We start from the raw sequence: 13,993 nt of genomic DNA, 5'->3' as shown, positions 1-13,993 counted from the left end.
CCCGGATGCGCCCAGAAGCGCAGGCCGGTCACCTTCCGGTGTCGCAGTCGCCGGCGGTGCACCTGCCGGTCCTGTACACCCAGGTCCTTGAAGGCCTGAGGGTGATCGAAAACGGACGTTATCTGGATGGCACGTTCGGTCGTGGCGGTCATGCACGTGGCGTGCTCACCCAGCTCGGTCCCGAGGGGCGCCTGCTGGTCATGGACAAGGATCCGGAAGCCATCGCCGTTGCCGAGCGCGATTTCGCGCCGGACCCGCGCGTGTCCATCTTCCGTGGCAGCTTCGCCCAGCTGCTGCAGTGGGATGCGACGGCCGAAGGCCTGGACGGCGTGCTGTTCGACCTGGGCGTGTCGTCGCCGCAGCTGGACGTGGCCGAACGTGGCTTCAGCTTCGGCAAGGACGGCCCGCTGGACATGCGCATGGACCCGGACAGCGGTGAAAGCGCCGCGCAGTGGATCAACCGCGTGGAAGAGCGCGAGATCGCCGACGTGCTGTGGACCTACGGCGAAGAGCGGCAGAGCCGGCGCATCGCCCGCGCCATCGTGGCCCGCCGCGAGAAGCAGCCGTTCTCCCGCACCGCCGAACTGGCCGAGCTGATCGCCTCGGTGATGCCGCGTGGGAAGGACAAGATCCACCCGGCCACGCGCAGCTTCCAGGCCATCCGCATCCACATCAACCGCGAGCTGGCCGATCTGGAAGCCGGTCTCGATGCGGCCGTGGAACGGCTCAAGCCCGGCGGCCGCTTGGCGGTGATCAGCTTCCACTCGTTGGAAGACCGCATCGTCAAGCAGTACATGAACCGCCTGGCCAAGGCGCCGCCGGCCAACCGCCGCCTGCCCGAGGCCGTTGCATTCGTGCCGACGCTGGACCTGATCGGCGGCGCCATCAAGGCCACCGACGAAGAGCTGGCCGCCAACCCGCGCGCCCGCAGCGCTGTGCTGCGCGTGGCCCAGAAGCGGGAGGCCGACGCATGAGCCGGCTGCTGCTGATCATCCTGCTGGCCTGCACCGTCGCCTCGGCGATCGGCGTGGTGTTCGTGCGCCACCGCCACCGGCAGACCTTCATCGAGCTGTCGCGTGCCGAGCGCAAGCGCGATGACATCAATCTTGAGTTCGGCCGCCTGCAGCTGGAACAGGCCACCCTGGCCGAAGCCAACCGCGTGGACCGCATCGCCCGCGAGAAGCTCGGCATGAAGTTCCCCGAGGCCGCCGACATCGTGGTGGTGCGCCCATGAGCAAGACCGGCCGCAACCGCCCGCGCAACGCCTTCAACCTGCGCCAGCGCCTGCGCTGGGTCGCGTTGGCGCTTGGCCTGTGCTCGGTGTCGCTGGTCGGCCGCGCGGCCTACGTGCAGATCATCAACAGCGACTTCTACCAGCGCCAGGGCGAGGCCCGCTACCTGCGCGAGCTGCCGATCAAGACCTCGCGCGGCATGATCACCGACCGCAACGGCGAGCCGCTGGCGGTGTCCACGCCGGTTGCCTCGATCTGGGTCAACCCGCAGGACCTGCTGCGTTCGCCCGAGCGCATCCCCGAGCTGGCCCAGGCGGTCGGCATGTCGGTGGATGAGCTGAGCAGCCGCCTGTCGCAGAAGTCGGACAAGGAATTCATGTACCTGCGCCGCCGGATCAACCCGGACGAGGCAGAGAAGGTGGTGGCGCTGAAGATTCCGGGCGTGGCCGCACAGCGCGAGTTCCGCCGCTTCTACCCGCAGGGTGAGGCGATGGCGCACGTGCTGGGCTTCACCAACATCGACGACCGCGGCCAGGAAGGCCTGGAGCTGGCGTTCGACGAATGGCTGCGCGGCAAGCCGGGTGCCAAGCGGGTGATCCGCAACCGCAAGGGCGAGACCGTCGAAAGCGATCTGCTGCGCGCCGCCGAGCCGGGCAAGGACCTGACCCTCAGCATCGACCGCCGCATCCAGTACCTGGCCTTCAAGGAACTGCGCAACGCGCTGGTGGCCAACAAGGCGGCCGGCGGTTCGATGGTGATCATGGACGTGACCACAGGCGAGATCCTGGCCATGGTCAACCTGCCGACCTACAACCCGAATTCGTTGACCGGCGCGATCCCTGATACGCGCCGCAACCGCGCGGTGACCGACCTGGTCGAGCCGGGTTCGACGATGAAGCCGCTGACCATCGCCACCGCGCTGCAGGCCGGTGCGGTGACCAAGGACACCATCATCGACACCAACCCGGGCTACATGACGCTGGGTCGCTTCACCATCCGCGACGTGCCACGCAACAACGGCGTGCTGAACGTGACCGGCGTGATCACCCGCAGTTCGAACGTGGGTGCAGCCAAGGTTGCGGCGAAGATGCCGGACCAGACCTTCTATGACGGCGTGCGCCGCTTCGGCTATGGTTCGGCGCCGCACAGCGGTTTCCCGGGTGAATCGGCCGGTGTGGTGATGCGTCCGGCGCGCTGGTCGGGGACCACCAAGACCACCATGTCCTACGGCTACGGCCTGTCGGTCACGCCACTGCAGATTGCCACCGCGTACTCGGCGCTGGCCAACGGCGGGCGCCTGATCGCGCCGACTTTCGTCAAGGGCCAGCGCAACGAAGGCCAGCAGATCATCGACGAGAACGTCGCCAGGCAGGTGGTGGCGATGATGGAAACGGTGGTCACCCAGGGCGGCGCCAAGCAGGCGGCGGTGCTGGGCTACCGCGTGGCCGGCAAGACCGGCACCGCACGCAAGGCCGGTCCGGGCGGTTACGAGCGCGGCCATTACAACGCGCTGTTCGCCGGCGTGGTGCCGGCCACCAACCCGCGCTTCGCCACCGTCATCGTCATCAACGATCCGCAGGCCGGCAAGTTCTACGGTGGCCTGGTGTCGGCGCCGGTCTATCACAACGTGATGGAAGGCACCCTGCGCTTGATGGACGTGCCGCTGGATGACCTGCAGTCGTGGCTGGCCGCACAGCAGTCGGGCAAGGTCGGCCATTCGGCCTCGATCCTGCCCGCACCGCCGGCCGAGACCGCGCTGCCGGTCGATGCCGCCGCTGAATTCGATGCCGCGCTGCCGAGCGCGCAAGCCCAGACGCCGCCCGCTACGGGAGGCACGCAATGAGTCCTTCGATGTTGCTTTCGCAGTTGCTTCCGGATGTGGCCCTGGCGGGCCATGATCCCGTTCTGACCGGCCTGGTGCTGGACAGCCGCGCCGTGCGCCCCGGCAATGCCTTCGTCGCCATCGCCGGTTTCGGCGCGCATGGCCTGGGCTTTGTCGAGCAGGCCCGTGCGGCCGGTGCCAGCGCCATCCTGTTCGAGCCACCGGCACCGGCCGAGCTCCCGGCGCCGGCCGATGCGATCGCCGTGCCGGGCCTGCGGGCGCGCATGGGGGCGATGGCCGACCAGTTCCACGGCGCGCCGTCGCGGGCGATGGCGATGGTCGGGGTGACCGGTACCAACGGCAAGACCTCCACCGTGCAGCTGCTGGCCCAGGCCTGGCACCTGCTCGGAACGCCCAGTGGCAGTATCGGCACGTTGGGCGCCGGACTTTATGGTGCGGTCGAGCCGACCGGATTCACCACGCCGCTGGTACTGCAGATGCATGCGCTGCTGGCACAGTTGCGCGACGCCGGCGCGCGCGCGGTGGCGATGGAAGTCAGCTCGCACGCGCTGGACCAGGGCCGCGTGGATGCCGTGCACTACGACGTGGCGGTGTTCACCAACCTCACCCGCGACCATCTGGACTACCACGGTGACATGGCCAGCTACGGCGCGGCCAAGGCGCGGCTGTTCCATCGCCCGGGCCTGAAGGCGGCGGTGGTGAACCTGGACGACGCCTTCGGTCGCCAGCTGTTCGCCGGCCTGCCTGCCGGCGTGCAACCGATCGGCCTGAGCTCGCGCGGTGCCACTGACGCCAGCGTGCGCGCGGAAGCGCTGCAGCTGGATGGGCGCGGTATTGCCTTCGAGCTGGTCATCGACGGCCAGCGTGCCGCGGTGCAGTCGCCGCTGCTGGGCCGCTTCAACGTGGACAACCTGCTGGCCGTGGCCGGCACCCTGCACGCGCAGGGCCAGCCGCTGCCGCGCATCGCCGAGGTGCTGTCGGCGCTGCAGCCGATCCGTGGCCGCATGAACCGCCTCGGCGGCGAAGACGGCCTGCCGACCGTGGTGGTCGACTACGCGCATACCCCGGACGCGCTGGAACAGGCGCTGGACAGCCTGCACGGCCATCTGCAGGGCACGCTGTTCTGCGTGTTCGGCTGTGGTGGCGAGCGCGATACCGGCAAGCGTCCGCAGATGGCGGCGATTGCCGAGCGCCTGGCCAACCAGGTCATCGTCACCGACGACAACCCGCGTGGCGAAGACGGCGACGTGATCGTGGCCGACATCCTGGCCGGCTTCCAGCGCGCTGATGCCGTGACCGTGCAGCGCAGCCGCGCGCGTGCGATCGGCCTGGCGGTGAAGCGTGCCGGCGCCGGCGACATCATCCTGATTGCCGGCAAGGGCCATGAGCCGTACCAGGAAGTGAATGGCGTGCGCCATGACTTCGACGACACCGAAGTGGCTGCCGCTGCACTGGCGGCCAAGGCCGGTGTCCTGCAGGCACAGGCCGGGGAGGGCGCCGCATGAAGCGCACCCTGCTTTCGCTGATCGCACACTGGGCCGGTGGCGAGATCCACGGCGACGACGTGGCCATCGATGCGGTCAGCAATGACACCCGCAACCTGGGCCCGGGCAGCCTGTATGTGGCGCTGCGCGGCGAGCGTTTCGACGGCCATGACTTCGCGGCCGACGCGCAGGCGCGCGGTGCCAGTGCGCTGCTGGTCGAGCGCCTGCTGCCGATCGAACTGCCGCAGGTGCTGGTGGCCGACAGCGAACTGGCGCTGGCGAAGATCGCTACCGGCATGCAGCGTGACCGTAGCACCGAGGTGTTCGCGATCACCGGCAGCAATGGCAAGACCAGCGTGAAGAGCCTGCTGCTGTCGATCCTGCAGCAGGTGGCCCAGCACGCGCACAAGGTGGTCTACGCCAACCCGGGCAACCGCAACAACGAGATCGGCCTGCCGCTGGCGGTGATCGATGCCCCGGAAGACGCCGACTACGCCGTCTACGAGATGGGCGCCGGCAAGCCGGGCGACATCGCCTACCTGACCGATATCGCCCGCCCGCGCTATGCGCTGGTCAACAACATCGCCCCCGCCCACCTGGAGCGGATGGGCAGCCTGCTCGGGGTGGCGGTGACCAAGGGCGCGATCTATGCCGCGCTGCCGGCCGATGGCGTGGCGGTGATCAACGCCGACGATGCCTACGGCCGCTGGTTCGAACAGCACTTCGTCGGCACTCCGGCGCGTTGCCGCGTGCTGCGCTATGGCCTGGAACACTCGGCGGACGTGACCGCGCGCGACATCCGCGCCGGTGCGCAGGGCAGCCAGTTCACCCTGGTCGCGCCGACCGGCGAGGCCCGCGTGGTGCTGGGCCTGCCGGGTCGCCACAACGTCAGCAATGCGCTGGCCGCCGCCAGCCTGGCGCTGGCGGCCGGTGTCGATCTGGCGCTGATTGCGGCCGGACTGGCCGAGGCGCAGCCGGTACCGGGACGCCAGATCGCCCATCAGCTGCGCAACGGCGCGGTGCTGGTGGACGACAGCTACAACGCCAATCCCGGCTCGCTGGCTGCGGCCATCGATGCCCTGGCCGCTGCCCCGGAAGAGGGCTGGCTGGTGCTGGGTGACATGCGCGAGCTGGGCCCGGACGGCGAGGCGCTGCATGCGCAGGCCGGCATCCGGGCACGCGCCGCCGGCCTGAAGCGGCTGTATGCACTGGGTCCGCTCAGTGCCGCCGCTGCGGCCGCCTTCGGTGAAGGCGGACGCCATTTCGCTACCCATGGTGCGCTGTCACAGGCGCTGCAGGACGAGTTGCACGCTGGTGTGCGCTGCCTGGTCAAGGGTTCCCGTGGCAGTGCCATGGACCTGATCGTCAAAGCGCTGCTGGCGCAAGGAGAGGAATCCCCGCATGTTGTATGAACTGGCTCGATGGTTGCAGCAGTTGGAGAGCCTGTTCGGGCTGTTCAACTACCAGACGTTCCGCGCCATCCTTGCCGCGCTGACGGCCCTGTTCCTGTCGCTGTGGCTCGGCCCGGCGATGATCCGCAAGCTGGCCCAGTTCAAGGGCGGCCAGCCGATCCGCCAGGACGGTCCGCAGACCCATTTCTCCAAGGCCGGCACGCCGACCATGGGCGGTTCGCTGATCCTGCTCACCATCACCCTGTCGGTGCTGATGTGGGCGGACCTGCGCAACCGCTACGTGTGGCTGGTACTGGCGGTGATGCTGTGCTTCGGCGCCATTGGCTGGTATGACGACTGGATCAAGATCGTCCGCCGCGACCCGAATGGCCTGAAATCGCGCTGGAAGTACCTGCTGCAGTCGATCTTCGGCCTGGCTGCGGGCCTGTTCCTGTTCTACACGGCCGACGTGCCGGCAGCGCTGACCTTCTACATCCCGATGTTCAAGTCGGTCGCGCTGCCGCTGGCCGGCATCGGCTTCGTGGCCATCGCCTACTTCTGGATCGTCGGCTTCTCCAACGCGGTGAACCTGACCGACGGCCTGGACGGCCTGGCGATCATGCCGACCGTGCTGGTGGCCTGCGCGCTGGGCGTGTTCGCCTACGCCTCGGGCAACGTGGTGTTCGCCAACTACCTGCAGATCCCGCAGATCCCGGGCGCCGGCGAACTGGTCATCATCTGCGCGGCCATCGCCGGTGCCGGCCTGGGTTTCCTGTGGTTCAACACCTATCCGGCCATGGTCTTCATGGGCGACATCGGTGCGCTGGCGCTGGGCGCGGTGCTGGGCACGATCGCGGTGATCACCCGCCAGGAACTGGTGCTGGTGATCATGGGTGGCGTGTTCGTCATCGAAACGCTGTCGGTGATGATCCAGGTCGCTTCGTTCAAGCTGACCGGCAAGCGCGTGTTCCGCATGGCGCCGATCCACCACCATTTCGAACTGAAGGGCTGGCCGGAGCCGCGCGTGATCGTGCGCTTCTGGATCATCTCCGTCGTGCTCGTGCTGATCGGCCTGGCCACGTTGAAGGTGCGCTGAGATGAACGACCTGTCCCGCCAGGCAACACGCCTTGAAGCCATCGAAGGCAGCTACGACAAGTGGCTGCTGGGCGCGATCATCGCGCTCACCGGCGTGGGCGTGGTGATGGTGGCGTCCAGCTCGATCGCCTTGATGAGCAGCCCGTTCTACTACCTCAACCGCCACCTGATCTTCCTGGCGGTGGGTATCGTGCTGGCGGTCATCGCCGCCCGCACCGAGCTGAAGTCCATCGAGCAGTACAACCAGATGCTGCTGCTGGGCTGCTTCGTGCTGCTGCTGGCGGTGTTCGCGCCGGGCCTGGGCAGCACGGTCAACGGCGCACGCCGCTGGATCAACCTGGGCATCTCCAAGTTCCAGACGGTCGAGGCGGTGAAGGTGCTGTACATCGTCTGGCTGTCCAGCTACCTGGTGCGCTTCCGCGACGAGGTCAATGCAACCTGGCCGGCGATGCTCAAGCCGCTGGGCGTGGCCGGTGCGCTGGTGGTGCTGCTGCTGCTGCAGCCGGACTTCGGTTCTTCGACCCTGCTGCTGGCGATCACCGCCGGCATGCTGGTGCTGGGCGGGGTGAACATGCCGCGCATGTCGATGCCGGTGGTCATCGGCCTGGTCGGCATGAGCGCACTGGCGATCATCGAGCCGTACCGCATGCGCCGCATCACCTCGTTCCTGGACCCGTGGGCCGACCAGCAGGGCGACGGCTACCAGCTGTCCAACGCGCTGATGGCAGTGGGCCGTGGCGAGTGGACCGGCGTCGGCCTGGGCAATTCGGTGCAGAAGCTGTACTACCTGCCCGAAGCGCACACCGACTTCATCTTCTCGGTCACCGCCGAGGAATTCGGTTTCCTGGGTACCTGCGTGATCGTGGCGCTGTATGCGCTGCTGGTCGGCCGCACCTTCTGGCTGGGCATGCGCTGCGTGGAAATGAAGCGCCACTTCTCCGGTTACATCGCCTTCGGCATTGGCCTGTGGATCAGCATGCAGACCTTCGTTTCCATCGGCGTGAACCTGGGCATCCTGCCGACCAAGGGGCTGACCCTGCCGCTGATCTCCTCCGGCGGCTCGTCGGTGCTGATGACCTGCGTGGCGATGGGCCTGCTGCTGCGCGTGTCCTACGAGCTCAAGCGCGCCGAGCGTCGCCAGGCCGTGCGCATCGGTGGCGCCGAAGAAGCCACTGCCGAGCCGATGGACGCCGCCGCCACGCCGGCGGCCGCCAGCGTGCCGGTGAGCGCCGAGCCGACGGCTGCCGCGGCGGCGAACGCCGCGCGCGGCACCAGCCGCCTGCAGTCGCGCATCGAACCGACCTTCGGGAGGCTGTCATGAATGCAGCCGACGAGAAGGGGCGCCCGGTGATGATCCTGGCCGGTGGCACCGGCGGTCACATCTTCCCCGGCCTGGCCGTGGCCCGCGTGCTGCGCGAGCGCGGCGTGCCGGTCACCTGGATGGGCGCCGAAGGCGCGATGGAAACCCGCCTGGTGCCGCAGCACGACATCGCCATCGACACGCTGGCGATCACCGGCCTGCGCGGCAAGGGCAAGCTGGCGCTGCTGGCGGCGCCATGGCGGCTGATGCGCGCGCTGCGCGCGGCCGGCATGATCATCCGCAAGCGCCAGCCGCGTGCCGTGGTGGCCTTCGGTGGCTTCGCCTCCGGCCCTGGTGGCATGGCCACGCGCCTGCACCGGATGCCGCTGATCGTGCATGAGCAGAACCGTGCGCCCGGCCTGACCAACCGCATCCTGTCGCGCTATGCGCGCCGGCTGCTGACCGGCTTCCCGGGTACCTTCGCCCAGCGCGAGGAATTCGTCGGCAACCCGGTGCGTGCGGAAATCGCCGCCATTGCGCCGCCGGACCAGCGCTTCGCCGACCGTCACGGCCCGCTGCGCGTGCTGGTGGTCGGGGGCAGCCAGGGCGCGCGTGCACTCAACACCGGCGTGCCACAGGCGATCGCCGCGCTGGGCGCCGGCGTGCCGGTGCAGGTGCGCCACCAGAGCGGCGAGAAGATGCATGCCGAAGCGGTCGAGGCATATGCCAAGGCCGGCGTGCAGGCGGAAATCACCCCGTTCATCGCCGACATGGCCGAGGCTTTCGCCTGGGCTGACCTGGTTGTCTGCCGCGCCGGCGCGTCGACCCTGGCCGAGCTGTGCGCGGCCGGTGTCGGCAGCGTGCTGGTGCCATTCCCCGCTGCCGTCGACGATCACCAGACCCGCAACGCGGAGTACCTGGTCGAGCGCGGCGCGGCGGTGTTGCTGAAGCAGGACGGAACGCTGGCCGACGGCATTGCCGCACTGCTGCGCGATCTGTCCGAAAATCCCGCCCGCCGCATGCAGATGGCGCAAGCCGCGCGTGCCCTGGCCAAGGTCGATGCCGCCGAGCGCATCGCCGATATCATTCTCGAGGAAGCTGTATGAAGAAGGCATGCCACCGCGCCTGCCCTGCGCGAGGCCGCGCATGATCCGTCGCCTGCACGACACCAACGACCTGGTGCGCGCGTTCCCGCGCGTGCATTTCGTCGGCATCGGCGGCACCGGCATGAGCGGTATCGCCGAAGTGATGCTGACGCTGGGCTATGAAGTGTCCGGTTCGGACAACGCCGACAACGTGGCAACCCGCCGCCTGGCCAGCCTGGGGGCGCGCATCATGCGCGGCCACTCTGCAGCCAACGTGCTGGGCACCGACTGCGTGGTGGTCTCCAGTGCCATCCGCGAAGACAACCCGGAACTGATGGAAGCGCGCAGCCAGCGCATTCCGATCATGCCGCGCGCGGCGATGCTGGCCGAGCTGATGCGCTTCCGCCGCGGCATCGCCGTGGCCGGTACCCATGGCAAGACCACCACCACCAGCCTGACCGCGGCGGTGCTGAGCGAAGGTGGCCTGGACCCGACCTTCGTGATCGGTGGCCAGCTGCTGGCTGCCGGTGCCAACGCCAAGCTGGGCGGTGGGCAGTGGCTGGTGGCCGAGGCCGACGAAAGCGATGGCAGCTTCCTGCGCCTGAACCCGCTGATGTCGATCATCACGAACATTGATGCGGATCATCTGGAAAACTACGGCAACGACTTTGCCCGCGTGCAGGCGGCGTTCGCCGAATTCCTGCAGCGCCTGCCGTTCTACGGCCTGGCGGTGCTGTGCATCGACGATCCGGAAGTGGCCGCGCTGGCCGCCAAGACCCCGCGCCACGTGATGAGCTACGGCATGAGCCCGCAGGCCGACGTGCGCGCCGAGAACGTGGTGCAGGAAGGCTCGCGCATGCGCTTCACCCTGCGCCTGCCGCAGGGCACCAGCCAGGAAGTGGTGCTGGCGCTGCCGGGCAGGCACAACGTACTCAACGCGCTGGCTGCCGCCGCGGTGGGCTGGCAGCTGGGCGTGGCACCGGACGCGATCGCGCGCGCGCTGGAAGGCTTCGCCGGTGTCGGTCGCCGCTTCAATGATCTGGGCGAAGTGACCACCGCCAGCGGTGCCAAGGTGCGCATCATCGACGACTACGGCCATCACCCGAGTGAGCTGGAGGCGGTATTCGCCGCCGCCCGCGGCGGCTGGGCTGACAAGCGCCTGGTGGTGGCCTTCCAGCCGCACCGCTACAGCCGTACCCGCGACCAGTTCGACAAGTTCGCCGCGGTGCTGTCCAGCGTCGACGCTCTGGTGCTGAGCGAGGTCTATCCGGCCGGTGAGGAACCCATTGCCGGTGCCGACTCGCATGCGCTGGCCCGCGCCATCCGCGCACGCGGCCGCAGCGAGCCGGTGGTGGTGGGCAAGGCCGCCGAGCTGGCCAGCGTGCTGCCGGATGTACTGCAGGACGGTGACCTGCTGCTGATGATGGGGGCCGGCGACATCGGTGCCGTGGCTACCCACATCGCCGTGGAAGGCTTCCAGGGGGAGGGCCAGGCGTGAGCGCGCTGACCTTCCCGCCGCTGCGCGTGACCGACCCGGCCGAGTTCGGCCGCGTCGCCGTGCTGCTCGGCGGCAGTTCCAGTGAACGCGAGGTGTCGCTGGATTCGGGCCACAACGTGCTCGAAGCCCTGCAGTCGCGCGGCGTCGATGCCTTCGCCGTCGATGGCATTCCGGCGCTGGCCAGCGCGCTCGCCGCCGGTGGCATCGACCGCGTGTTCAACATTCTCCATGGCCACAACGGTGGCGGTGAGGACGGCGTCGTGCAGGGCCTGATGGACGCCTTCGGCGTGCCGTACACCGGCTCGGACGTGCTGGGCTCGGCGCTGAGCATGGACAAGATCCGCACCAAGCAGGTGTGGCTGTCGCTGGGCCTGCCGACCCCGCAGTACCGCAAGGTCGACGCGTCGAACGTGCATGCGCTGGCCGCCGAGCTGGGCCTGCCGGTGGTGGTGAAGCCGGCCAACGAAGGCTCCAGCGTGGGCATCAGCCGGGTCACCGACGAGGCGGGCCTGGATGAGGCCGTGGCCCTGGCCGCGCGCTACGACGGCCAGCTGCTGATGGAACAGATGGTGGTGGGCGATGAGCTGACCGTGGCCATCCTTGGCGACGTTGCGCTGCCGTCGATCCGCATCGTGCCCAAGGGCCAGTGGTACGACTACAACGCCAAGTACATCGCCGAGGACACCCAGTACCTGTGCCCGGGCCTGAACGGTGGCGACGAAGACGAGATCCGCCGCATCGCGCTGGCCGCATTCCGCGCCGCCGGCTGCCGTGGCTGGGGCCGCGTGGACGTGATGCGTGACCGGGCCAGCGGCCGTTTCTTCCTGCTGGAAGTGAACACCGCGCCGGGCATGACCAGCCATTCGCTGGTGCCCAAGGCGGCCGGCCAGGCCGGCATCGGTTTCGAGGAACTGGTGTGGCGCGTGCTGGAACAGACCCTGGAGGCCGCGCACGCATGAACGCGCTGCTGCGCATCTTCGTCTGGCTGTTGGCACTGTCGGTGGTTGCACTGCCGGTGGTGGCCGTGGTCAATGGCTGGGTCGGCGCCGAGCGCTGGCCGCTGGCGAAGCTGCGCGTGCATGGTGAGTTCAAGCGGGTGCCGGCCGAACAGCTGCAGCAGGTGCTGCTGCCGTACGCGCGCGCCGGCTTCTTCGCAGTCAAGCTGCAGGATGCGCAGGACGCGCTGGAAAAGCTGCCGTGGGTGGAAAGCGCGCAGGTACGCAAGCAGTGGCCGGATGTGCTGGAAGTGACCCTGGTCGAGCACAAGCCGTTCGCACGCTGGGGCAACGACCGCCTGGTCTCCGAGCAGGGCAAGCTGTTCCCCACGCCGAAGAAACTGTCCGACCTGGAACTGCCGGAGCTGGATGGCCCGGACAGCCAGACCCAGGAAGTGATGAAGCTGTACAGCGACTCGCGTGCATTGTTCGCACCGGCCGGCGTCGACGTGCGCCGGGTGACGATGGATGCACGCGGCAGCTGGTCGCTGGTGCTGAGCAACGGCACCGAAGTGGTGGTCGGTCGTGACGACGCGCGCTCGCGCATGCAGCGCTTCGTCAAGGTGCTGCCGCAGCTCAACCGCCAGGATGCGCCGATCGAGCGCGCCGACCTCCGTTACACCAATGGTTTCACGCTGAGCTGGGGTACCCCGGCCACGCCGGCGAAAGCGCCGGCGACCCCGGCCAGAAGCACGCAGGAAAGGACATGAATCGCAAGGGTGACAAATCGCTGATCGTTGGCCTGGACATCGGCACCTCCAAGGTGGTGGCGCTGGTGGGCGAGTATTCGCCGGGCAACCCGATCGAAGTGATCGGCATCGGTTCGCACGAATCGCGCGGGTTGAAGCGTGGCGTGGTGGTGGACATCGAATCGACCGTGCAGTCGATCCAGCGCGCGGTGGAAGAAGCCGAGCTGATGGCCGGCTGCGAGATCCGTTCGGTGTACGCCTCGATCTCCGGCAACCACGTGCAGTGCAAGAACTCGCCGGGCATCGTGCCGATCCGCGACGGTGAAGTAACCTGGGGCGACCTGGATCGCGTGCTCGACGCAGCCAAGGCGGTGGCGATCCCGGCCGACCAGAAGATCCTGCACGCGATTCCGCGCGAGTACGTGCTGGACGATTCGCAGGAAGGCATCCGCAACCCGGTCGGCATGACCGGCGTGCGCCTGGAAGTGCATGCGCACCTGGTGGTGTGCGCGCAGTCGGCGGCGGCCAACATCAGCAAGTGCGTGCAGCGCTGCGGCCTGCAGGTGGACGACCTGGTGCTGTCCTCGCTGGCCTCCAGCGTGGCGGTGTTGACCGCCGACGAGCGCGAGCTGGGCGTGGTGCTGGTCGACATGGGTGCCGGTACCACCGACATCGCGGTGTTCGTGCAGGGCGCGATCTGCCACACCGCCTCGCTGCCGATCGCCGGCGACCACGTCACCAATGACATCGCGCACATGCTGCGCACGCCGACCCCGGAAGCCGAGCAGATCAAGGTGCGCTATGCCTGCGCCCTGGCCCAGCTGGCCACGGCCGAGGAGAGCATCCAGGTGCCGTCGGTCGGCGACCGCCCGCCGCGCCGCATGCCGCGCCACTCGCTGGCGCAGGCCGTGCAGGGCCGCTACGAGGAAATCTTCGAGATGGTGCAGGCCGAACTGCGCCGCTCCGGCTTCGAGGAACTGGTACGCGCCGGCATGGTGCTGACCGGTGGCGCGTCGAAGATGGAAGGCGTGGTCGAACTGGCCGAGGAAATGCTGCAGATGCCGGTGCGCGTGGGCATCCCGCAGCACGTCACCGGCCTGGGCGAAGTGGTCGGCAACCCGGTGCACGCCACCGGCGTGGGCCTGCTGCTGATGGGCAGCCAGATCGAGCACCCGCGGCGGCCGTCGTTGCCGACCGGGCGCGCTGGAAGCATGTTCAAGAAACTCAAGACCTGGTTCCGCGGCGAGTTCTGACGCGGAACCCGCAACTCCGGGCCCGGCCCGGCGCAACACCCGCAGTACCCGCATCACAACGCAACAACGCACTACACAACCCACACAGCCGCAACGGCAACATGACACGCGAAGGCAGGAGGCCCGA

At 68.6% G+C, this 13,993-nt stretch carries 11 protein-coding genes and 1 pseudogene; all 12 read left to right on the top strand.

The window, feature by feature from the left end; translation table 11 throughout:
• Positions 1–5: 5 nt before the first annotated feature.
• Complete coding sequence (gene rsmH / locus KXV01_RS18615; RefSeq protein WP_049468237.1) at positions 6–974, top strand: 16S rRNA (cytosine(1402)-N(4))-methyltransferase RsmH; 969 nt, start codon at positions 6–8, stop codon at positions 972–974.
• Positions 971–1,234, top strand: a complete 264-nt coding sequence (gene ftsL / locus KXV01_RS18610) for a cell division protein FtsL (protein ID WP_005415286.1) — start codon at positions 971–973, stop codon at positions 1,232–1,234. The genes rsmH and ftsL overlap by 4 nt, the downstream gene beginning before the upstream one ends.
• A complete protein-coding gene (locus KXV01_RS18605) occupies positions 1,231–3,075 on the top strand; it encodes a penicillin-binding transpeptidase domain-containing protein (protein WP_049406060.1) in 1,845 nt (614 codons plus the stop codon). The genes ftsL and KXV01_RS18605 overlap by 4 nt, the downstream gene beginning before the upstream one ends.
• Positions 3,072–4,580: a UDP-N-acetylmuramoyl-L-alanyl-D-glutamate--2,6-diaminopimelate ligase gene (locus tag KXV01_RS18600; RefSeq protein ID WP_111096811.1), complete on the top strand. Its 1,509-nt coding sequence runs from the start codon at positions 3,072–3,074 to the stop codon at positions 4,578–4,580. The genes KXV01_RS18605 and KXV01_RS18600 overlap by 4 nt, the downstream gene beginning before the upstream one ends.
• Complete coding sequence (murF, locus tag KXV01_RS18595) at positions 4,577–5,971, top strand: UDP-N-acetylmuramoyl-tripeptide--D-alanyl-D-alanine ligase (protein ID WP_111096810.1); 1,395 nt, start codon at positions 4,577–4,579, stop codon at positions 5,969–5,971. Before KXV01_RS18600 ends, murF begins: the two co-directional genes overlap by 4 nt.
• Complete coding sequence (gene mraY / locus KXV01_RS18590; protein WP_005415291.1) at positions 5,961–7,046, top strand: phospho-N-acetylmuramoyl-pentapeptide-transferase; 1,086 nt, start codon at positions 5,961–5,963, stop codon at positions 7,044–7,046. The genes murF and mraY overlap by 11 nt, the downstream gene beginning before the upstream one ends.
• 1 nt (position 7,047) lies before the next feature.
• A complete protein-coding gene (ftsW, locus tag KXV01_RS18585) occupies positions 7,048–8,367 on the top strand; it encodes a putative lipid II flippase FtsW (RefSeq protein WP_049413122.1) in 1,320 nt (439 codons plus the stop codon).
• The gene (gene murG, locus KXV01_RS18580; RefSeq protein WP_111096809.1) at positions 8,364–9,452 is read left to right on the top strand and encodes an undecaprenyldiphospho-muramoylpentapeptide beta-N-acetylglucosaminyltransferase; all 1,089 of its coding nucleotides are present in this window, start codon (positions 8,364–8,366) and stop codon (positions 9,450–9,452) included. Before ftsW ends, murG begins: the two co-directional genes overlap by 4 nt.
• 40 nt (positions 9,453–9,492) lie before the next feature.
• The gene (murC, locus tag KXV01_RS18575) at positions 9,493–10,929 is read left to right on the top strand and encodes a UDP-N-acetylmuramate--L-alanine ligase (RefSeq protein WP_049439314.1); all 1,437 of its coding nucleotides are present in this window, start codon (positions 9,493–9,495) and stop codon (positions 10,927–10,929) included.
• On the top strand, positions 10,926–11,888 hold the full coding sequence (locus KXV01_RS18570; RefSeq protein WP_111096808.1) for a D-alanine--D-alanine ligase: 963 nt from the start codon (positions 10,926–10,928) through the stop codon (positions 11,886–11,888). Before murC ends, KXV01_RS18570 begins: the two co-directional genes overlap by 4 nt.
• Positions 11,885–12,562 (top strand): annotated as a pseudogene (locus KXV01_RS18565) (cell division protein FtsQ/DivIB); the annotation flags it as partial. The gene KXV01_RS18570 and the pseudogene KXV01_RS18565, both read left to right, overlap by 4 nt.
• Before the next feature lie 68 nt (positions 12,563–12,630).
• Positions 12,631–13,866: a cell division protein FtsA gene (gene ftsA, locus KXV01_RS18560; RefSeq protein ID WP_005408083.1), complete on the top strand. Its 1,236-nt coding sequence runs from the start codon at positions 12,631–12,633 to the stop codon at positions 13,864–13,866.
• Positions 13,867–13,993: the final 127 nt, after the last annotated feature.

The sequence above is a fragment of the Stenotrophomonas sp. Ps181 genome, from assembly GCF_025697425.1.
GTDB lineage: Bacteria > Pseudomonadota > Gammaproteobacteria > Xanthomonadales > Xanthomonadaceae > Stenotrophomonas > Stenotrophomonas sepilia.
This window is presented reverse-complemented; position numbering and strand designations above follow the sequence as displayed.